Source organism: Mucilaginibacter sp. A5337, from assembly GCF_059690695.1.
On sequence record NZ_JCAWEC010000001.1, the window covers coordinates 649,199 to 671,645 of the forward strand.

12 protein-coding genes are annotated in these 22,447 nt (G+C 45.6%); 1 reads left to right on the forward strand and 11 read right to left on the reverse strand.

Annotation, left to right across the window (positions count from 1 at the left end; genetic code table 11):
• Window position 1: 1 nt before the first annotated feature.
• The 10 genes from AC59JO_RS02690 to AC59JO_RS02735 form a co-directional block, all read right to left on the reverse strand.
• Window positions 2-3,484 carry a malectin domain-containing carbohydrate-binding protein gene (locus tag AC59JO_RS02690; protein ID WP_497303220.1) on the reverse strand — a complete coding sequence of 1,161 codons (3,483 nt, stop codon included), beginning with the start codon at window positions 3,482-3,484 and terminating at the stop codon, window positions 2-4.
• Window positions 3,485-3,868: 384 nt separating this feature from the next.
• Complete coding sequence (locus AC59JO_RS02695; RefSeq protein WP_497303222.1) at window positions 3,869-6,679, reverse strand: glycoside hydrolase family 95 protein; 2,811 nt, start codon at window positions 6,677-6,679, stop codon at window positions 3,869-3,871.
• Between the two features lie 5 nt (window positions 6,680-6,684).
• Window positions 6,685-9,435, reverse strand: a complete 2,751-nt coding sequence (locus AC59JO_RS02700; RefSeq protein ID WP_497303224.1) for an alpha-d-galacturonidase — start codon at window positions 9,433-9,435, stop codon at window positions 6,685-6,687.
• A 221-nt stretch (window positions 9,436-9,656) separates the two neighbouring features.
• On the reverse strand, window positions 9,657-11,207 hold the full coding sequence (locus AC59JO_RS02705; RefSeq protein WP_497303226.1) for an MGH1-like glycoside hydrolase domain-containing protein: 1,551 nt from the start codon (window positions 11,205-11,207) through the stop codon (window positions 9,657-9,659).
• Window positions 11,208-11,335: 128 nt separating this feature from the next.
• Window positions 11,336-12,349, reverse strand: a complete 1,014-nt coding sequence (locus tag AC59JO_RS02710) for a zinc-binding alcohol dehydrogenase family protein (RefSeq protein WP_497303228.1) — start codon at window positions 12,347-12,349, stop codon at window positions 11,336-11,338.
• Between the two features lie 139 nt (window positions 12,350-12,488).
• Window positions 12,489-14,141 (reverse strand): UxaA family hydrolase, encoded by a 1,653-nt coding sequence (locus AC59JO_RS02715; protein ID WP_497303230.1) that lies wholly within the window; start codon window positions 14,139-14,141, stop codon window positions 12,489-12,491.
• A 12-nt stretch (window positions 14,142-14,153) separates the two neighbouring features.
• On the reverse strand, window positions 14,154-15,647 hold the full coding sequence (locus tag AC59JO_RS02720; protein WP_497303232.1) for a tagaturonate reductase: 1,494 nt from the start codon (window positions 15,645-15,647) through the stop codon (window positions 14,154-14,156).
• A 24-nt stretch (window positions 15,648-15,671) separates the two neighbouring features.
• The gene (locus AC59JO_RS02725) at window positions 15,672-17,573 is read right to left on the reverse strand and encodes a glycoside hydrolase family 88 protein (protein ID WP_497303234.1); all 1,902 of its coding nucleotides are present in this window, start codon (window positions 17,571-17,573) and stop codon (window positions 15,672-15,674) included.
• Window positions 17,574-17,578: 5 nt separating this feature from the next.
• Window positions 17,579-18,571: a pectinesterase family protein gene (locus tag AC59JO_RS02730; protein ID WP_497303236.1), complete on the reverse strand. Its 993-nt coding sequence runs from the start codon at window positions 18,569-18,571 to the stop codon at window positions 17,579-17,581.
• On the reverse strand, window positions 18,571-20,226 hold the full coding sequence (locus AC59JO_RS02735; RefSeq protein ID WP_497303238.1) for a glycoside hydrolase family 28 protein: 1,656 nt from the start codon (window positions 20,224-20,226) through the stop codon (window positions 18,571-18,573). The genes AC59JO_RS02730 and AC59JO_RS02735 overlap by 1 nt, the downstream gene beginning before the upstream one ends.
• 264 nt (window positions 20,227-20,490) lie before the next feature.
• On the opposite strand from AC59JO_RS02735, the gene AC59JO_RS02740 reads away from it, so the two are divergent.
• Window positions 20,491-20,820, forward strand: coding sequence for a hypothetical protein (locus AC59JO_RS02740; protein ID WP_413669098.1), 330 nt, complete (start codon window positions 20,491-20,493; stop codon window positions 20,818-20,820).
• 1 nt (window position 20,821) lies between these two features.
• Here AC59JO_RS02740 and AC59JO_RS02745 read toward each other — a convergent pair whose 3' ends face one another.
• Window positions 20,822-22,429: an arylsulfatase gene (locus AC59JO_RS02745; RefSeq protein WP_497303240.1), complete on the reverse strand. Its 1,608-nt coding sequence runs from the start codon at window positions 22,427-22,429 to the stop codon at window positions 20,822-20,824.
• Between the last annotated feature and the right edge of the window lie 18 nt (window positions 22,430-22,447).

Here is a 22,447-nt window from a genome sequence, read left to right on the forward strand (position 1 = left end):
TTTATTGCATTTCAATGCCCGAAACAGCCAAACCATCAGCTTTAATGCCCGTGATCACCAGTTTATAATTACCCGCGTTGATACTCGTGCCCGTATTGGTTGCAACCGTACCCGATTTATTTTTGGCAACCGGTTTAAAACTCAATTCTTCCTCCTTCATCACCGTACCATCGGCAGCCAGTAGCTGCATTTTTGCTGTAAAAGTTTGATTGCTTTGGTTATAATATTTGATGCGCAGGGCATACAGATCGGCAACACCCGGTGTTAACGCGAATGCCACACTACCGACCGCACCGCTGCTAAATTTAACTACTTTTTTGCCGTTCAAGGTATCGCCGCTTGCGCCACTTCCTTTTAATTCGGCAGTCTCGGCTTTATAGCTCACGGTTTTACGAAGATCAGTTGCGGGTTGCAGCGAAGTAACGGGCAGTACCACCACGGTGTACATGAACTTCCCTTTATTTTCGCCTACAGCGACTACATCCGCTTTCTTGAAGCGCTTTCTGTAAACAGGTAATTGACGCCCGCCATCAGCATCGGTTTTTACAAATAAGCCGGTATTTTCATAACCCGAGAGCCAGGCTGGCCTTTGCGATGCCGATACATCCGTAGCTACATAAACATCGGCATCAGCATTTAAAGTAAATGAGCCTGTTTGTACTTGGGCTGAATTGCTCGTACTTATCCAATCGGCACCATAAAATACCGGCGGAAGATCGTTAAAAGTTACCCCGGCATCGGTGTATTGTTTTTGGCCGATATCCAACCAGCTTTTTATTGCCCATTTGTCATTGCTCTGCAGTTGGCCGATTATTCCCGAAGCCGCCAATTGCGGCTTGATTGTTTTGTTTAAAGTACTGATTGCTATCGCAGATATGATAGCTTCACCTGCTGCAGCATTTGAAAAAGAAATCGTTAGCATCCCACCGGTAACATGCGCGGTAATACTTTTTTTAAGCGCTTTTGCATATCCTGCTTCTTTCCAAATATCAAGATCGTGGATCATGGTTTTACTATTCACGGCTATATCAAACAAACGCCAGCCAGTGCAATCCATTCCACCGCCGGTACCATACCAGGGTTCGGTAAAATATAGTTCGATACGGTAATCACCATCGAGTACCGGGAAATTGAATTTTAATTTATCTAAGCCATACCTGAATGTTTGGAACAGTTCTCCATCAGCAGTTCCGCTAATCCTGTCAAAAGTGCGTTGCTGGCTGGCGAAAAAGGATGGCATACCGGGGCAATCATCCGTCCACGATGTGGAGCCGGGTTGTTGTTTATTATCCTGATGCCTGTCGGCCATCCAGATGCTGCCGTAGGTATCGGTATAATCCGGGCCGCCGCAATTGAGCCTGTATAAATAATTGTAACCAGCTTGTGGTTGCAGTATAGTGGAATTTTCTTTTGATAAATGAGGGGCAGATGGCAAGTGATTCAGCATGATCTCATCGTGAGTTACCTGCTTACCATTAACATATCCCACTGCGTATAATACATTGTATTTAATATCCGCGCCATCCCATTGAAAATGCGTGCCGATACCCTGTCGTTTTCTCCGGCCTAATGACTCATGGTCGATATCATTAAATAACTCCACCTCATCACAATTGGAATAAACAATGATGCTATCCTTTTTACCCGGAGTAAGCCAGCGATTTGGCCAGGTGTGCGATACGATGTAAACCACCGGCTCTTTACGTTTTGGCGCATAGTTGGCCCTGTACATGTAAAAAGCATCGGTAGGTTGGCCCCATGGCGTAAACAACCCTTTGTAATTGACGGGGCCTACCCTGTCGAGCTCGCGCTGCCCCTCGCCGCCTTGTGTCCTGCCGGGGTTTTCATGCGAGTACAGCAGCCATTGAAAATGCCCCGCAACCTTGTCTTTTACAGATTCGGCCATGCGGATTTTGGTTTCCATAAGCTGCGTCATCCGGTCTTCACTTAGCGGACCGTTTGCATTAAAAGGGCCTTCGGTATGTAAGCCGAGACTTCGCCACGCGCCGTACTCGCCCACCAATATTTGTTTTTTCAGGTCATCGCCATAAGTAAGCGGGTTGCCCCCGTAGGTGCCTGTCCAGTTTTGGGGCACATCCCAATCGGCACCTTCGCCGCCATTACAGGTTGTTATTTTGCGTTGCGATGAAGCCGTAGGGTCAAGCTTGCGGATGATCTCGCTGCATTCACGGGCAAAATCGGCAGGCAGTTTGCTTTCATTCTGTAAACCCCATAATATAACCGACGGGCTGTTGCGCCGCTCCTTTACCCAATCAACCAGTAAAGCCTTATAACTGGCCCTGAACTCCGGCGAATCGTACCAGATATGAGCCGAATATTGCGGCCACCATAAAATGCCCAGCTTATCCCAATACTGCTGATAAGCCAGGTTATGCGGCTGATGTGCATCCCTGAACGCATTAAAACCGGCAGCTTTTACCTGCATCACCCGTGCTTTAATTTCCTGGTCGCTAAAAGCATGGCTTTTCCCCATCAGGTGTTCATACTCGGCAATGCCATTGATAAAAACAGGCTTTCCGTTGAGATAAAAACGATTGTCGTTATTGTTCCTGCCAATGGGCCAGCTGATCCAACGGATACCATACGGCGTTTGCGTTCTGTCGATCAGTTTTCCAGCGGCCCAAACTTCTGTTAATACATAATACAGGTAAGGTTTTTCTAACGACCATAGCTGCACGTTTCTAACATCGGCAAATTGTTGACTTATTACGTTAGTCTCCCCCGCACTTAGTGTTTTATTTGTTTTTGCTTGGGCGATGGTTTTGCCGTTAACATCAATCAAGCTATTGGTGATGGTTATTTTAGATGGCTTGCCGCTGTAGTTTTTAACTTCAGTTTCGAGATTAAGGGTAGCCGATTTTTCGCGAACGGTAGTATCATTCCAGATGTGGACGCCAAAAGGTTCAATCCTGATGGCATTGGTAACTATCAAATGAACCGGCCTGAAGATCCCCATGGGTTGCGAACCCTCCGAAAAACCCGGATCATCCGAACAAGCGCCACAAACCCAGGGCAGATCTTTGATGAACGAAGGATGATCTGCTTTGACACATAACAGGTTTTTCTTACCTGCTTTGATAGCATCCGTTATATCAATGGTAAAAGATGTGCGTCCACCGGCATGATAGCCAACCTGTTTGCCATTGAGCCAAACCGTGGCATAAGAACCAACTCCTTCGAACCAAAGGAAATATCGTTTATCGTTTTGCTTGTTTTCAAGCGGGAATATTTTGCGGTACCAAGCCGTACCGTGCCTGTTTCCATGTTTCAGGCGGCGATAGCCTTCGTAGGTGTCCCAATTATGAGGTACGTTTAGCGTTTGCCATTTAGTGTCATTAAATCTCGCTTGTTCAAAACCGGTATTTGCCTTTGGGTTATTATCATCGGCAATACTTTTCCAATTGGTGTTTAATGAGATTTCACTACGCTGTGCAAAAAGGTAACTACTGGAAAAAAAGAGCAAAAGCAGTAGTGAAGTTATCAGTTTAAAAAAAGGGAAACACACCCCTCTACTCCTCTCACGAACTACTGTACATACACATCTTTTCAAGAAAAATAAAATGTCATTTCGATAGAGCTGGGGCGGGCTGAGAGGAGGCGCGAAAGAAAAATCTTCTGCATCTCGCTGTACAACCATACCTGTAAAAGCAGGGCGTAGAAGATTTCTCCTCACCTCCGACACATAAATCCCACCCTGGTTCGTTCGAAATGACATTTTTTTTTAATGATAAAATTTAAGAGTTGTGTAGTACACACAGCAGCTCTCAAGAAGGGAATCACACAGTCCCAAAAAACTTTGTTCTTTTCCCACTATCTCGCTGCGATATTCCTGCGTTTCGCCCATCTTTTACAATTGTTTCAGATCAGCGTCAAAGCGATAGCTTTTACCTTTTTGAGTTTCGAGATTGATCGTTTTTCCTGCATAATTTAACCGACAGGTTTTGCCCAATTTGGAAAATACCTGTAAGCTTGTTAGCCAGCCATCTTGCCATTCAAAATCCAGTACGAAACCGCCTCTTGCGCAAATGCCTTTTATGCTTCCCCGAGGCAACGCTGTTGGTAAGGCTGGCAGTAATTCAATATCATCGCCCTGGCTTTGGAGCAGCATTTCGGCCAAACCGGCCGCACCACCAAAGTTGCCATCGATCTGGAACGGCGGATGTGCATCAAATAAATTATGGTAAACCCCACCCTTTTCCTTGCCGGAACTTACATCGGCAGGTGAAAGCAGTTTGCTTAACATGAGATAAGCATGATCGCCCTGGTGCATCCGCGCCCAGATATTTACCTTCCAGGCAATGCTCCAGCCGGTACCCTCGTCGCCCCGGTATTTCATGGATTGTTCGGCAGCTTTCAGCAGTTCAGGAGTTTTGAAGGTGATATCCGTTCCTGGATAAACGCCCCACATGTGCGAAACATGGCGGTGGGTATCCGTAGTATCGTCTTTATCTTCCAGCCACTCTTGTAACTGACCGTATTTTCCTATTTTATTTGGTGCTATCTGGCTGTATTTGAGTTTCAGCGTATCGGCAAAAGCCCGATCAATATTCAGTACTTTGGCGGCTTCAATACAGTTTTTAAACAGATCGCGGATGATCTGGTGATCCATTGTTGGCCCTGCAACCAAACCGCCATGTTCGGGCGAGTTGGATGGCGTGCTGATCAGATAGCCGGTTTTAGGATCTTTTACTAAAAAATGTACAAAAAATTCGGCAGCACCCTTCATTTCGGGATATGCCCGTTTTTGCAGAAAATCCTTATCGCCGCTATACAAATAGTGTTCCCACAACTGATGGCAAAGCCAGGCTGCCCCGCTTACCCAAATGCCGTGATTGGAAGCATTAACAGGCGCAGTGCCGCGCCATAGGTCTGTGTTATGGTGTAGCACCCAACCCGGCGCGCCGTAATGCTCAACAGCGGTTTCATGCCCGGTTTTGGCGAGGTCATCGACTATGCTAAAAAACGGCTCGCTGCAAGCTGATAAGTTAAGCAGCTCGGCAGGCCAGTAATTCATTTCGAGATTGATATTGGTGGTGAACTTGCTGCCCCATGGCGGTGTAAGCAGGTTATTCCACAAACCCTGCAAGTTTGCAGGCCCGTTGCCCGGTCTTGACGACGAAATCAGCAAATACCTGCCGTATTGCATATACAGGCTGATAAACGAAGGATCGGGCGAGTGGCCAAATTTCAGGATCCGTTCATCTGTAGGCAGATCAGCATTTTCACCCTTGCCTAAATCGATAGAAAACGTATTGAAATACTTTTGATAGTCTTTGATATGGGCAGCCTTGACAGCTGCATAACTCTTATGCGCTATAGCTGCAATTTGAGTTTTGCAGATGGCCTCCGGGTTGCCCGATACATCATGATAGTTTTTAAAATTGGTTGCTGCCGTAAGATAAAAAGTTGCTTCATTAGCTCCCGCAACCGAAATATTTTTCGACGTAACCATAACCTTACCACCTATGGCCTGTACATGCAGATAACTCACGCCACGTAAAACACCGTCCTTTACTTTTAATGACAGCGCCAGCGTGTGATCATCAACTTCACGGATGACATAGTTTTTATGCAGACTGCTCAATAAGGCTTTCACCGTAATTTTGCCCGGCTTATCAGCGGTGAGATGTACTGCCATCACCTGATCGGGAGCACTGCTGAAATATTCGCGGGTGTAGTTAACGCCATCTGCCTGATAGCTTACATGAGCAGTAGCATTTGTAAGGTCAAGGTCTCGTTTATAATCTGTTATTTCCTGCTTAGGAAATTGAAGGTACAAATCGGCAAAAGGCTGGTAATCGGCATTGTAGCGGGGATATGCAGGTGGGTTATCATCCTGTATAAAATATTTCCATTGACCGGCAAGACTAATCGCATCGCTTTCACGTCCTTCAGGATAAACTGATAAAGTTTTGGCGTTACTTGTAAAGCCACCCTTATCGTAAAAGTTGATTACCTGCATTGCAAGTTTATTATCTCCAACAAATAATTTATTAGCAGGGATGACGTATTTTCTATAACCATTACCCGAAGTAGTGCCAATGTAATCTCCGTTAAACCAGGTTCGGTCTATGTCACGTATCCTGCCTAAGCTAATTACTAAATTTTTCCCCTTCCACCCGGCAGGAATATTAAAATGCTTAATGAACCAAACTGCACCATCTATACCCTCAAATCCGGGTTGAGCTTCCCAACCCTGTTCTGTAGGTAGTGTGACGGTTTTCCAGCTATCATCACGCATCATCTCATCCTGTGGACCATACATAGCAAACATCATACTAACCCACTTTGCCGAATCAGCAGCATAGCCCAACTCATTGCTTTTCATCCCCATAAAATGCTGCTGGGCCATTGCTTCCGCTTCGGCTTGTTTACCTTCGGAAAGCAGCTTGCGGATAGGCTCCAGATATTTCACGGCTCCTTTACGGTTATAGTCGCGGGGGCCGCCTGTCCATAGGGTTTGTTCGTTGTATTGGATATGGTCTTCGGCAACACCACCGTAGATCACGCCCCCTATACGGCCGTTACCAATAGGTAAAGCATCAGTCCATTTTTGGGCGGGTTGTTTATACCAAAGCTTTAGTGGTTGCGATTGGGCAAAGGCCTGCAGAACCCCAAACACGAATATCGCAATAAATAAACTCTTCCTGCTTTTCATTAGTCTCAATTAAAAAGCCAGCGTAAATCTTTGATATTACCTTCATTACTCAGGCCCGCATCGTAAACCGGCACATTGGCATCTGCATCAACAATACCCAAAACCAAGGCGGCTCCTTTACCTAAGGTAAGGGTATTTGACCCGGCTTTAAAGGTGTACGTATGAATATTTACAGGCGGCAGGCCATCAATTTGAATAGCATTGGCAATCTTAATATCGGCCTGGCCGTAGTCGTTGGCACTGGCATCTGTTTCCAGTTGCGGCTCGGGCAAGTATTGCGGCAGCTTGCTATTGAAAAAACCGACCAGCACTTTTACCGGCTTATCATTTTTAAAACTGATCGTAGTTCCGTTCTTTTGCTGATCTGCTTTGGATAGCTTGATCCCTTTTAAACCTGCCAATTCTTTGGCGGTATTTTTTATCGGGGCGATTGTATCGGCGTAAACCGCTTCGCCCGCATTTAGCTGATAACTGCTACTATTTTCAAATTTTACAGGTGCATCCTTCAAAACTGCCACCTCTTTTTGTTTTTGCTGCGTTTGCGGCGATTTCAGCGAATCGATATTCCGTTTAAAATTGTCCAGTTCCTTTTGGTAAACAGGCAAAAGCTCGACCCAGGTTTTCATTTTGGCATCATTACCACCAACCGGGATTTTGCGCTGTTTAGTCTGCATGCTGTTGGCATACAGGTAAGTATTTTCGGTTAGTTTTACCAGTTGTTTATAATACTCCAAACTGGTTTGCAACTCGGGCAAAGCCTTTTCCAGGTCGGCAACGTTATCCGAATATTTATAACGCAGTACCCATAAAGCGGCCTTTGCCTTATAGGCATAACTATTGGCCATAGCGTTATAGCAATACATATCATTTTTCAAACGGGCAAACTCGGCATTGTCTTTTTTTATCCCCGCCGACGCTTTGTCGATAGCTTCAACAGCTCTTTTGCCTTGAAGTATCACACTGTCAATAACCTTAACCGGAGTTTCGCCGGTGTGCGGTTGGTGCTTCCATTCCTTTTCGGCGTACACACTCATCATTTCGCCAACAGGCCCTTCCGAATTATACAACAAAGAGAACAGACCGTATTTTTCGGGATTAACCAATTGGCTCATCAACATCCCCAGGGTCATGGTTTGGCGGTTACCATCAGTGATGCCGAAACGGCGCAATAGTTCGGGCGAAATATTCCCCGACTCTTCGTAAGCTTTTAAAATTGCCTCGCCGTTAGCCTGATCACATCCATATTTATCGGCCAGTTGCTTTGCCCAATAGCTTATTTCACCAGCCCTGTCCCGTTTGTTATCCCAGGCGTAACGGGCCCATGCTTTGTACCAGATCCAATCCCTGTCCAACTGTAACAAGCGCTTTCTGCCTGTGTTGTCAGCGGTGTAAGGCCAATCCCAATATGATGCCTGCGGGTATAAATGCAATGCATTTGCCCCATAAATAGTATGCATAGCCTGCACGCATTTCTGGATAAAATCCGCCGAACCATAGCGGAAAGGCTCCAGGTTGGCCATTATATGCACATTTTCTATTTGTACGGTACCAATACTGCTCAGCGTGCGGTGCAGGTCGGCCCAGGGGCCATGCGGTTCATAAGTGGTTAAGGCCTCGCCATTATATTTTGCCTCGGTATATAGATTTGAATAAAGCGGTTTGGCATATTTCATTACATTGGGCGCGTCGGTATCATGTGCACGAAGCACGATCGGCGGTTCATCTTTACGCCCCAAGGCCTTCAAACCATCCTTTACTCCGGGAATTATCGTTTGGGTAAACCAGTCGACATCATCCTGCCCAACACCCTCCATGGCTTCTCCCAACGTAACCAGCAGACCTACATTAGGGTATTTCTGCACAAAGGCAGCGATAGATTTACGGGTATAATCGGCAATAATGGGTACGATGTGCCGGTTCCTGTCCTGCGTTTTCAGGTTATTTTTTTCGGCGAAGGGTTTGGATACGATGATGTTGTAAAATCCCTGGATAAGCCAGATGCCACGTTTATCAGCTTCATCGGCCAAAAAGCTGTAAATCTCTTCGTTTTTCTTAAAGATGGCATCATCAACCTCAACGGCATAAGGATATTCCTTTACCCGCACCAGCGAGGCGAAGGGGTGCCCATTCCATAAATACAAAGAGTTCATGCGGTTATGAGCCAACGAATCCAGGTAACGGATCCATAAAGCCTTGTCATAAAACCACGGGAAGTTTTGCGGTGTGTAAGGGTACTCATAAGTACCGCGACCAGGAAGTAAGGCAGGCTTTTGCACACCGATACAGGTACCCCGCAAAACCATTTCGGGCTGGTCGTGCAGGTTAATATTTACCGGGAGTTTTTTATTGATGTCGATCCTATCTGCCAATTCAAGACAGCCATAAAGTGCGCCGGAATTATCGGCACCTGCTATCAGCAGTTTATTTTTGAGGCCGTTATCACAGATGATAAAACCCTCTTTTCCCGGGCGATTATTTGCAGCGCCAACCAGTTTCTTAACCGGGGCATCCGCGAGCAAACCAACAACTATGGCATTACCTGAAGGCATTACGCCTTTATAAGATTGTTCGGTAACGGAATATCCGACGTGTTGCAGGGCCAGCGTTAACTTTTGTACACCGTAACTTATCCTCGCGTGATGCTGAGGCAAGGTAACAATGGTAATTTTTTTTGATTGGTTTTGAGCTTGTACGTTTGAATAAAAACAAAAGATGAGCGTAAATAACAGCAACAGGAAACGATTAGATATCTTCATTTTCATTCGTATTAAACAGGCTTACCAAAGCCCGTTTCGTTGATTTGAATGAAGGCTTCAGCATCTTAAATGATACCTTTGGTTGTGAACTTAATTGGTTGTATAGTATTCAAAAATATCAGTACGCTGCTGCAATTTCATCTGATATTTTCTCTATCTACTATACGATATTATCATCATTAAAGCCACCAAGCCAATAAAAGAGAGAAAATGAGTCAGGATTAAGCCGGAAGTTTTACCAGTACATGTTTTAGCTGAGTGCTTCGGGAAATCACCTTACCATCGGCATAAATGATGAACCCTTTGCCTTTGTGATATTTTGTGCCGGTTTTATCCCAAACCACACTGATAGTATGCCCATGATAAAGTACATTATCCAGTGCAAACCATTTCCATTGGTTGTGAGGGATAAGTGGGAAGATTTCCAGTACATTATCTTCACGAGGTTTTAAACCCACAAGATCGTTAATGACCAGATCACAAAAACCCGAATGATTGTAGTAGCTACTCCTTGGGTTATCGCCTTTAAGCCAGTAGCCAGTTTTTTCATCTTGGTATTCACCTAAATAAGGTTGCCCCCTTTTGATGTGCGAAAGGGCGTATTTATGCAGTTCATTATAAAAAACACCCGATGTCATGGTGCCTTTATTTTGATAAGCAGTAAGCAGGTTGGCCAGTCCCTTTAAAGTTTGGGTGGTAGCAAAAGGCCATACCGCGCCGTCCCACTCGCAACCATGCCCGGTACCATGGGTGCGGAACAAGGGGTGCCTGCGCTCGGCTGTGGTAATGCCCCATGGCGCGTTGAAACCTTTAGTGTCGGTTAGCTGATCCCATTGTTTGGCGTATGCCGGCTTATCATCGGGCAGGCTGAAATACCAGGGGATAAATCCTAACTCCTCGCGTGCACCGGCAAAATGCCCGTCGGGTTTACGCACTTCAAAAAAGCAAGCGCTATCGCTCCAAAGGCTATCCTGCACCAGTTTTTTCAGGTCGATAGCTTTTTGCGTGTATTTTGTTTTTAGCGAATCATTGCCGGTTAAAGCTGCTATTTTTGATAGTGCAACCGCATTACTGTACATATAGCTGTTAATGGTAGGCCGGATGTTTTTGACCTTACGCCCCCCGCTGATACTTTCCTCCATCGCATCGCGCACATCAAACTGCCAGAATAATTTGGAAGGCAGTTGCTTTTCCGATTCCCATACATGATAGTCGGTGTTGAGCAAGGGCAGCGCCTGTTCAACAAACTTTTCATTAAGGTTTACGAGGTAATAATTATACACCGCGTCATCAATCCAACTGCTGAAAGCATGCAGGTGCGGCTTCTTCTGTTTAGGGTCAACATAAAGCCAAAAATTGATATACTGGTTGATGTATTGCGGGTCATGCAGCCAGCGCCCCTCATATACCTGGTGACCGAGGGCACTGCTTGAACTGTTATATACACCGGTGAAACTAACCGGGGTTATAAATTCGGTAAAAATGAAGCCATCGGGTGTTAGTTTCAGGTGTTTCCTGAAGGTCCACCAACGGTAATAATAGATCTTTTGAATGGCCGAATCCGGGCACTCAAACAAAGGGACATTTTTGGCAAGCCATTCATAGGCATGGTCATTAGTGATGTAATTTTTAACCGTTTCGGTATCGGCTTTATTAAAGCTTTCAACATAAGTTTTCAGCTTTTCAAAACCCAATATATGCTTTTGCTGGGCGAAAACACTGCCTGCTACACAAAAAAACAAACTGATCAAAAATGCCCTTTTTATCATCATTCAAAATATTTTGTAGAAACGTATAATTGCGTCTCCCGGAGGACAAGCCGATTTCACAAGCGTCTCAGCTACCGTAAATTGCAAGCGTGAGACGCAATTATGCGTCTCTACACTCATTAAACAGCCTCCTATACCTCCACAATTGCTTTTATAACTCCATTGGCCGGGTTAAGCCAGCTTTCAAACTGATCTTTTACTTCGTCAAAAGTTACCCGGTGGGTGATATACGTTTGCGGGTTTACCAGTCCGCTTTTCATGGAGCGGATCACATGCTCAAAATCCTCACGGGTAGCATTGCGACTGCTCATTAAGGTAGATTCGCGTTTATGAAATTCGGGGTGACTTACAATGATCTCATCCCGCTGCAAGCCAACCAGCACATACCTGCCGCCATGCGCCAAATACAGGAACGCCCCGTTGATGGCTTTTTGATTGCCGGTAGCATCGATAATCACAGTTGGCATGTCGCTATTGGTGATCTCTTTCAAGCGTTCAGTTACGTCTTCATTTTTTACGTTGATGGTGTGATCAACCTTCAGGTTTTCGCGGCAAAAATTAAGGCGTTGCTCGTTTACGTCGGCAGCTATAACTTTTGCTCCGGCAATGCAGGCAAATTCCATAATGCCTAAACCGATAGGTCCCGCGCCGATGACCAGCACAAATTCGTCCGGCTTTACGTCGGCTCGCCGCACGCCATGGGCACCGATAGCCAGGGGCTCAACCAATGCCAGCTCATCAAAACTTAGTCCCTCACCATGAACCAGTAAGTGTGACGGAACCTGCAGGTATTCGGCCATGCCGCCATCCGTATGCACGCCGCAAACCTGGATATTTACACAGCAATTTGGTTTTCCGGAGCGACAGGCGATACAATGCCCGCAATTGAAATACGGGATAAAGGTAACGGCTTCACCCTTTTGAAAACCTTCGGCATCGCCGGCTTCAACCAGTTCGGCTGCAAGCTCATGGCCTAAAATTCTTGGATAGCTAAAAAAGGGCTGGGTACCTTCAAAGGCATGCAGATCGGTACCGCAAATGCCTATGCGTTTTATTTTGAGCAGCGAATAACCCGGTTTTAATTGAGGAATATCGGCAGTGCCGTATTCCAATTGACCGGGTGTGGTACAGGTTAGTATTTTCATTAGTTTTTCGTCATGTTTTCCCCGTTTCCGTGTCCTCACGGAAACATGTTGTCTTTTTACAATTCCCCATTAATGTTCATTCTTTTCATTCTACCTGTCTACGGGTGTTCGTGGGGACACGAACACGGGGAATGTATGATTAAAGCGAAACCCCTCTTTTCCACGGAATAAAATCATCCTGTCCGTGGCGTACCGCGTGGACTTCAATCTCTCCGCTTGCAACTTTTACCACATAGTCCAGGATGCGTTCGCCAGCCTGTTCAATGGTTTCATCGCCTTCCACAATAGTGCCTGTATTGATATCGATAATATCGTTCATGCGGTTGTATAACGCGGTATTGGTAGCAATTTTTACAACGGGGGCTATCGGGTTACCGGTAGGTGTACCTAAACCGGTGGTAAACAATACAATATTGGCACCCGAACCTACTTCGGCCGTGGTTGATTCCACATCGTTACCAGGTGTACACAACAGGTTGAGACCTGGTTGTGTTACCTTTTCAGGATAATCCAACACATCGGCCACCGGCGATGTACCACCTTTTTTGGCAGCACCTGCAGATTTGATAGCATCGGTGATCAAACCATCTTTAATATTACCCGGCGAGGGGTTCATGTAAAAACCGGAACCTGCTTCTTCAGCGCGTTGGCTGTAAGTGCGTACCAGGTCGGCAAAGCGATCTGCTTTAGATTTGTCTACACAACGGTCTATCAGGTTTTGCTCCACACCGCAAAGCTCCGGGAACTCGGCCAAAATAACCGAACCACCCATAGCAACGAGCAGATCTGAAGTGTAACCGATAGCCGGATTTGCAGAGATGCCCGAGAAGCCATCAGAGCCGCCACATTCCAACCCAATAGTCAATTTGCTTAAAGGGGCCGGTTTACGGGTGTATTGGTTAGCTTGCATTAAACCTGCCAGCGTTTGCCTGATGCCCTGCTCCATCAAATCGGCTTCTTTACCTGTTTTTTGCTGATCTAAAATATACAAAGGTTTGTTAAACTGGGGCGAGCGTTTGTTGATCTCCTCCTGTAAAGTTTTAACTTCGGCGTTCTGACAACCTAAACTTAAAACTGTTGCCCCCGCAACGTTAGGATGCGTAATATACCCGGCCAGCAAACCGCAAAGCGCAGTTGAATCCTGGCGGGTACCACCACAGCCGCCTGTATGGGTTAAAAACTTAATGCCATCAACGTTTGGAAAAAGTTTGCTGCCGGCATTTTGAGCAGTATCGCTGCCTATTTCGGTATATAAAACCTCATCTATTTGGGCACCTGCTTTTATTTTGCCAATCAGTTCCTGTGCCTTGATCTCGTATGTTTTTTTGCGGCCGTAACCCAAAGGTTTTACCAATGCTTCCTGCAATACCTCAATGTTGCGGTTTTCACAAAACACCATGGGCACAACCAGCCAGTAATTAGCAGTGCCTACGCTACCATCTTCGCGGTGATAGCCGTTGAAGGTTTTATCTTCCCATTTACTGATATCAGGCTTGTGCCAATCTGTATGGCTTTGGCCTGTTAAAAAACTGTTAGCAGCGTGCTTTACGTTGGCTGTGCTTATCAAACCACCCACCGGTATCGGGCTTTGCGCTTTGCCTACCAGTACACCATACATGATGATCTCGCCGCCCTCGGGGATATCCGCTATAACAAATTTGTGTTTGGCCGGGATCAGTTCTTTTACTATATAAGTATCACCTTTATAAGTAACCTGCTCATTGGCCTGCAAATCTGTAAGGGCTACAAGCACGTTATCGGCAGGGTGTACTTTTAATATATTCTGTTTCATCTTTCTTCCTGTTTAAATAGCGCTTATTTCCAGTTTTCCCTGTTCGTTTATAAACTTAAACTGTTCTGTTACTGCTTCAGTAAAGCCGGGTAAAGTTGTTAAATCAACATCCCAAAGGCTTTTATTTTTAAGGATAGCTACAATAGCCGCTTCTGCATCAGCTCCGTTCCATGCTTTGCCCAAAGCAGGCGCCTGGTCATCAGTTATCGAATAACTATCCGAATGTGCTGTTCCGGTATACTTGCCTTCAGCTGTTTCCGTGATTTGCATAAAGCGGATAAATGCCGCAAAACCAAGGGCCATCATCTGCGGTGCCTTATTGTTTTGTTTATAGTAGTTTAATAATAACGGAATAACCCGCATTTTAATTTTAGTAGCGTACTGTACCGAAATGCTCAACCACTCGTGCCTGATGTTTGGGTTACGGAACCTGTCGAGTACCTTATTGCCAAAGTCGCGGGCTACATCTTCATCAATTTGATAAGGGATGGATGGCATGATCTCGGTAAACATCAGTTGGGTAATGAACTTTGTAAAATGTACATCATCCATGGCTTCCTTAACCGTTTTAAAACCTGAAAGATAGGCTACCGCGCAGCTCAACGTGTGCGTACCATTAAGCAACCTTAGTTTCAGCTCCCTGAATAGTTCAATATCCGGCGTGATCACCACGCCATTATCTGACTGGGCAAAAGATAATACTTCGGCTATTTTTTCGTCGCCCTGGATAGCCCAGAGACTATAAGTTTCAGACATGATGCTGAGGTTATCGGTATAACCACGTTCGGCTTCCATGGCATCGCTTAACTGTTGATCTGGCCTGCCGGGCACAATCCTGTCCACCAGCGAATTGCAGAAGCTATTGCTGCTTTCCAGCCAGTCCATAAAGGCAGGTTCCAGTTTATTCAGATGAGCAAGTTCCAATACAATGGATTCCAGTTTTTTACCGTTATCGATGATCAGCTCGGTTGGGATGATCACCAGCCCGGTATCTGGTCTGCCGTTAAAGGCCTTGTAACGCTCATATAAAATAGCCAGCAATTTGCCGGGGAATGATGCCGGCGGATGTTTACGCACATCTTCCTTAACCAGTTGAATGCCGACTTCGGTTGTATTGGAGATCACTACCTGTAAATCCTTGCTCCGGGCTATCTCCAAAATCTCTTCCCACTCACTTGATGCGGAAAGCACGCGACTGATCGCTGAACAGATCACCTGTTCGTTAACTTCCATGCCATCTTCAATTCCTTTTGAATAAATGGTATACAAACCATCCTGCATATCAAAATCAGTAGTTGAACCTCTGTCGGTAGATTTAACAACAGCTACCCTGCCATTGAAAATGCCGGCGCGGTTAGCCTTATCAATAAAGTAATCGGGCAGGCCGCGCAATAACACGCCGGTGCCAAATTGCAGCACCTTCTCAGGCAAGTCAAATACATTAGCAGGAGGCAATTCATTTGCCGGTACAGTTGTTTTGTTGAGGTTATATCTTGATAATATCATGTTCTTTTTATTTGTAATAGGTTATTATTTTTTTGTTTGAGGAATTTGTTTTACCAGCCAGCTCACAAGGTCGTTGGCTGCTTTAAAATTATCATAATCAGGAGGCAGTTTGCGGCCATCTGTATATTCATTATAAAACCAGGGATCGCCAACGGCAAACACGGTGCCTTTACCATATTTGGCTGTAGCTACAATGACGTCCTTACCGTTAACTAATTGCGCAACCGCCGGATTTGTTAGCTGTAGGGTACTCAACTCTTTGATGTAAACTTTGCGAGCCGTTTTAAAGATGGCATTATCCTGCGGGATATTAATTGTACCCTGCTCAAAGTTGCGCCCAACCACCCGGTTAACACTATTCAGGTTAAAGCTGATCCCAAATTTCGCCATCAGTTTGTTCAGGTGCACAAACTCGGCGTTGCCCGTATCGTTATTTAAAACAACCAGTACACCACCATTTTTTACCCAGTTACTGATGGCCGTGATATGTGGCTCTTCAATATATTTAGCATCAGGATTTTCCTTCGGGATATCGGGATCAACAATAACATAAGCTGCTGCCTTTTTGAGGTTCTCTGCATCCGGCGCTTCATTTAAAGTTTTGGTGTGCAAACCGTAATTGTTAAAGATCTGCCCTAAAAATGAAAAACCGTTGTTATCCTGCTCCTCCCATTTGTAATGGAACGGGATACTTTTACCCGTAACATCATCATGATGCTCGTTATTAAAATAGCTGTCTAAAAGTACAATTTTGCCTTTGCCTAAATTCTGATTGGCTAAACGCTCCATCTCTACGCTGGCCAGCATAAATGAACCAACACCTTTGGTTTCGTTAACGACAGTTTTCACACCGGTGTAGTACTCGTAACTGCCATCGCGATATGGTTCGCCGCCAACACCTACAGCTCCTGCAGTGCCTTTAATGTTTACCTGTCCATCAGCATCAGTTTCGATGAAATTTTTGATAATGCCATCATAAGCTTTTTGCGCTACCGGCAAATATTTTTGAGGCAGATAGCCTTCCCTTACTCCCTTGGCCAGCGTATAAACAAACATACACGATGCCGATGCTTCCAGGTAATTACCTTTCTTGCCGCCCTTATCAAGTACCTGGTACCATAAACCCGAACCCGAATCCTGGCTGCCTTGTATCGCTTCAGCAAGGCGGTTTAAAATGGCCAATAGCGCGGCGCGCTTAGGATGGTTAGCAGGAAAATATGGCAATACATCAATCAATGCCATAGCATACCAGCCATCGGCACGGGCCCATAAACTTGCCGACAGACCAGTTTGAGGGCTAGCCCAGCGTTCCTTTTTGCTTTGATCCCAGGCATGGTACAGCAAACCCGTTTTGCTATCGCGTGCATGTTGCTCCATCCGGATAAACTGATCTGCTATCTGGTCAAAGTCTGCATCTTCATGGTAAACGGAAGCATATTCGGCATAAAAAGGCTCGGCCATGTACAGGCCATCCAGCCACATTTGATTAGCATATCTTTTTTTATGCCAGAAACCGCCTTCAGGCGTTTTGGGTTGTTCGTCCAATTGTTTGCGCAGTAAGGAAGCCGCTTTATAATATTTTCCGGCACCTAATACCTGGTTCAGAAATAACAGACTTCGCCCTGAAAGGATATTATCCAGCGTGTAATCTTTGGCTTTGTAGGTTCGAATGCTTCCATCTGCCCCCACATACCTGTCCATTGATTTTTGGATATAATTAAAATATTCGCTCTTGGCCGATTGCAGCCAAACGCTTTGCAAGCCCTGTAAAACAATGCCCTGATCGTACGACCAGTTAGTACCCGGCAGCGAATCCTTCCAGATATGAATAGCAGTATTAGCCATTCGCTGCGACCAGGGCAGCGTTTGCGCCTTAAGCCCCCAACCCGCAAACAGGAATACGCTCAACAATAATATTTTCTTCATACAGCTCATTTTATCAACGTTACATCCCAGTGATCATTCCCGGCAAGGATGTTATTAAAAGTATATTTCTTCACTTCGGCTTCAGTCAGCTGGTGCGACCATGGCGCACGTTTACTTATATCAACACCTTGGCTTTTGTATTCGGCAAAAAAGGCGGTCTTTTCGTTTTCGGGGTTACGCCAGTTGTCCCATCCAATGGCATAAATGTGCTTATCCATTGTGGTATTGATAAAAACTGATCTGGCATACGGTCGCCATGGCCTGCCCAGGAAAACTTTGTTAACAGAAGTATCTGCGGGTATCAGTTTACAATCCAAAAAAACAAAGCCAAACTGTTGCCGGAGCGTGGTAGCCGGAGCAGTTATAAATGAGTTTTTGAGGCTTTTGATGACACAGTTCTGGAAAACCGCTGTAGCTTCGCCGAAGATAAAATCTGTAGTTCCTTCAATGTAGCAATCCTTATAAAACTGGCGACTGTTTTCGGTACCGGCATACAGCGTATCCTGGTTGCCCAGCAAACGGCAATTGATCACGGCGCACCTGTCGCCCTCTGCATGTAAAGCTACTGCCTGCCCTACCGGGCCTGCTGCGTTTGCTATAGTTAAGTTACGGGCAGTAAAATCATTTCCCTGCACCAAAACCGTATAGGAAGTGTAAGTTGTAAACTCGCCTTTTCCGAAGGCATCCTTTCCCTGAGGGTTGGGTTTGCCCGAAAAATCGCTGTTGGTTATAATGGTTTTATTTTGATCCTCTCCAATGAGCTCGATATTACATTTCCAGGATGGGATCACCAGTTTTTCCTGGTAAACACCTGCTTTTATGTAGATGCTAACCTTCTGTTGAGACAGATCGCGAACGGCATTTACAGCCTGCTGAATAGTTTTAAAATCACCGCTGCCATCCTGAGCCACGGTAAAACGCTTTGGGTATACAACCGCCTGCGCCAGCAGTAGTGCCGGTACAAAAACGATCCATATCAACACCGCGATTTTCTTCATTATTTTAAACCGGTTAATGCATTTTCTGCAGCACCTGAACCAAACTCAACTTTGTTTTTCGCCTTTGAGGGATCTGTATTCAGCAATTTTATTTGCTGCGATTTTTTACCGCTGATCTTAAACAACAGCTGCGTATCGCCATAGGTAATATGATCGAACGTAATGTTGTTGCTGTTTTGAACATTGATAAGCGGGCTGGTTTCTTTACTTTCGAGGTGAATATTCTTTAAGAAAACACCCTGCGCCTCTATTACATCCGCGCCTTTAACAGTTTTGAAAGTGCTGTTTTCAATATGGATATCTTTAATCCCCATCTCGGGCAGTCCTCTGATCATGAGCGCTTTTTCGGCACCGTTACATACCACGTTATCAACATAGAATTTGCGGAATGAAGGCGTAGCTTCGGTCACGGGCACAACAGCCTGATCATTTACATTATCATCTTCGCCGGGCGATTTGCCGCCATAGTACATATCAAAAAGAATGGCCTCATGGGCAATATCCCTCATACTGATGTTTTTGATGAAGATATTTTCAACAACACCGCCCCTGCCCCGTGTGGTTTTAAAACGCAGACCGATATCCGTACCGATGAACGTACAGTTAGACACGAAAATATTACGCGCCCCGCCCGACATTTCACTACCGATCACAAAACCACCATGGGCACGGTAAACCACGTTATCCCTCACGATAACATTTTCGGTTGGCTTGCCACGTTTACGACCCTCCTCGTCCCTGCCCGATTTAATGCAGATGCCATCATCGCCGGCATCAAAAGTACTGCCCTCTATTAACACATTCCTGCACGACTCCACATCGATACCGTCGCCATTCTGCGCATTCCAGGGGTTTCTAACCCTTGCATTCTGTACCGTAAGGTCTTCGCATAATAAAGTATGGATATCCCAGGCAGGCGAATTTTGCAGCGCAACACCCTGCAGCAATACCTTTTTACAATTGGTAAGCACCAACATATTCGGCCGGAAAAAATCTTTGAAAGGTTCATTATCCTTGAGGGTTTTGCCATTGCCTATCACACCGGCTCCCGGAGTTTTTAGTCCGCTGACATAACTTTCAGACGGGTACCAGGACTTGCCGTTTTCGCTCACTACACCGCCCGATGCTACCAGTTTTTTCCATTCGGCTTCGGTAAGCCTTTCTTTGCTTATCGCCCGCCAAACTTCACCATGGCCATCAATGATCCCTTCGCCGGTAATGGCTATATTGGTAAGATCGGTACCTGATATTGGCGATTGGTTACGTACCGCGGCGTGCCCCTCATAATTACCTTCAACCAGTTTATACTGATTTTTATCATCAGTAAACTGCAACAATGCTGCGCGACTTACATGCAGGTTTACATTGCTTTTCATCACCAGCGGCCCCGTCAGCCATAAACCTTGCGGAATAAGTACTACCCCTCCACCTTTAGCACTGCAAGCAGCTATCGCTTTATTAATGCTTGTAGTGTTTAATGTAAGCCCATCGGCTTTGGCACCGTATTTTAAAATGTTAATAGTATCTTTTTTGAACGAGGGCTTGCTTACCTGCGGCAAATGCTGCCAGGAATACTGCCGAACCTGCGCCCGCGATGTAAAACAACCCGCCAAAAGCAAAACCGCTACTCCAAACTTTGTTTTTATTACCGACATGTTTTTATTTTAAAACAGCTATTTATCGCCTTATAATTGGTGAAGGACCCTTAAATCCTAAACAAGATTAAAGGCTGACAGCAATAAAAAAAAGGATTTGCCCAACTAAAACCGCGCAAACGTTCCCAGAAACGTTTGCGTAAATTTCTAAACAACTTAAAAGCCGCACTCGGGTTCTATTTTAAATCAGTATCAAAATGAAGTCCTCCCCACATCATTGCCTTCAAAAGCAGTCCAATACTGGCAGGTAACGATCTTTGCTCTATGAACTTACATCGTCGCGCTCTTGGCCGCGCGGGGGCCAGTTACTTTTTTAGCCAAAAAAGTAACCAAAAAGGCTTGCAGCAGAAAGGCTTCTTTGCGCTCAAGGCCTTTGCCCTGCAAACCGGGCAGAACCACGGGCTGCAATTATTTTGCCCCGCTTCGCACCCACTTTTCCTACCCTTCTGCAAAAACTTGCTATGCCCCTTCCATCACACATGCCCACCATCGTTCTGCCCACTTTCACCCGAAGCTGATCTGCTGCGAAAAAGCATTCTCTTTGAACTTGGTATAGTTAGCATCGACACCTTCTTTTGCTTACCCCCTTATTAAATTATTCGCCTTTTGATTTTGGTAATTTATCAAACTCAACAACGCCTGCACGGGCTGCCCAGGCATTATACATTGCTTCAAGCTCGGCTACTTTTTGAGGGTATTGGGCACTCAGGTCATTTAATTCGGAGCGGTCGGTGCTGATATTGTAAAGCTCCCATTTATTTTCTGGGCGTTGCGATACCAGTTTCCAGTCGCCTTGCCTTACAGCACGGTTACCTTCGTGCTCAAAAAACAATCCGTTATGTCCTTTCCAGCTTTGCCCCTTAAATACCGGAACAAGGCTTATACCTTCCGTTGGCGGAATGCTATTGCCATGATAAACTTTAGGATAAGTTGCCCCGGCAAGGTCAAGGCAGGTGGCCATCAGGTCAATAATATGAGCGGGCTTACTGACAATAGAACCCGGCTTAATAACATCCGGGTAATAAGCTATAAAAGGTGTGGCTGTGCCTCCCTCATATTCCCAGTGCTTAAATAAGCGAAAAGGGGTATCGCTTACATTAGCCCCTAATGACCCGTATGATGTAAAAGATGTTGGATCGCTTGCAGGCTTCCCGTTTGCAGCCAATACTTCGGGGGTAAAGCCCGGCCCGGTAATGGTTTCATTACTGGCACCATTATCTGACAGAAACATGATCACTGTATTTTTATCCTCACCCAGTTCCTGAAGCTTTTTCCTGATCCGGCCTATATTCTGATCCATCCGGTCAACCATCGCGGCGTATACGGCCATTTTGGTATCAAACTGTTCCTTTTCTTCCGGGCTAAGGCTATCCCATTCAGGCACGCTCTTATCCCTGGGCGAAAGTTTTTCATCTTTGCTGATGATCCCCAACTGTTTTTGGCGTTCCAGCCGTTGCTGTCTGAGCTTATCCCATCCTGCCAGGTACTTGCCTTTGTATTTGGCAATATCTTCGGGCAGGGCCTGGATTGGCCAGTGCGGACTGGTAAAGGCCATATACAAAAAGAATGGCTTATTGGTACTTTTATTACCCTCAATAAATTTAATGCCATAATCGGCATAAGCGTTGGTTGAATACCAGTTTGGCCCTGGTGTATACTCCTTATCATCTAAAGCAATGGTAAGCTTTTGGTTAGGGCGATAGGGCATAGTTGGATTAAAATAACTGCTTGCACCATCTATCAAACCAAAATAATGATCAAACCCGCGTTTAACCGGCCAGTGCGAGGGATCTGTACCCACATGCCATTTGCCAGCCATTAACGTATTATAACCACCTTGTTTAAGCGCCTCGGCTATGGTTACGCAATTTTGGTTCAGGTAGCCCTGGTAAGCGGGCACATCACGGTGGTTTACCATATCGCCGACGCCCGCCTGGTGCTGATAAAGCCCGGTGAGCAATGACGCCCGGGTTGGGCAACAGCGCGATGCATTATAAAACTGGGTCATCCGTAAACCGCCTTTGGCCATGGCGTCGAGATTTGGCGTTTGGGTTTCGGATCCGAAACAGCCAATATCTGAATAGCCCATATCGTCGGCCAGGATGATAATAATGTTTGGCCGTTTTGCTGTAGCCTTATGCTGAGCAAATACTGGACTATTTACTATAGCAAAAACAAAAATTATACTGAGTAACTTTTTCATAGGAAAGTTATAAACGTG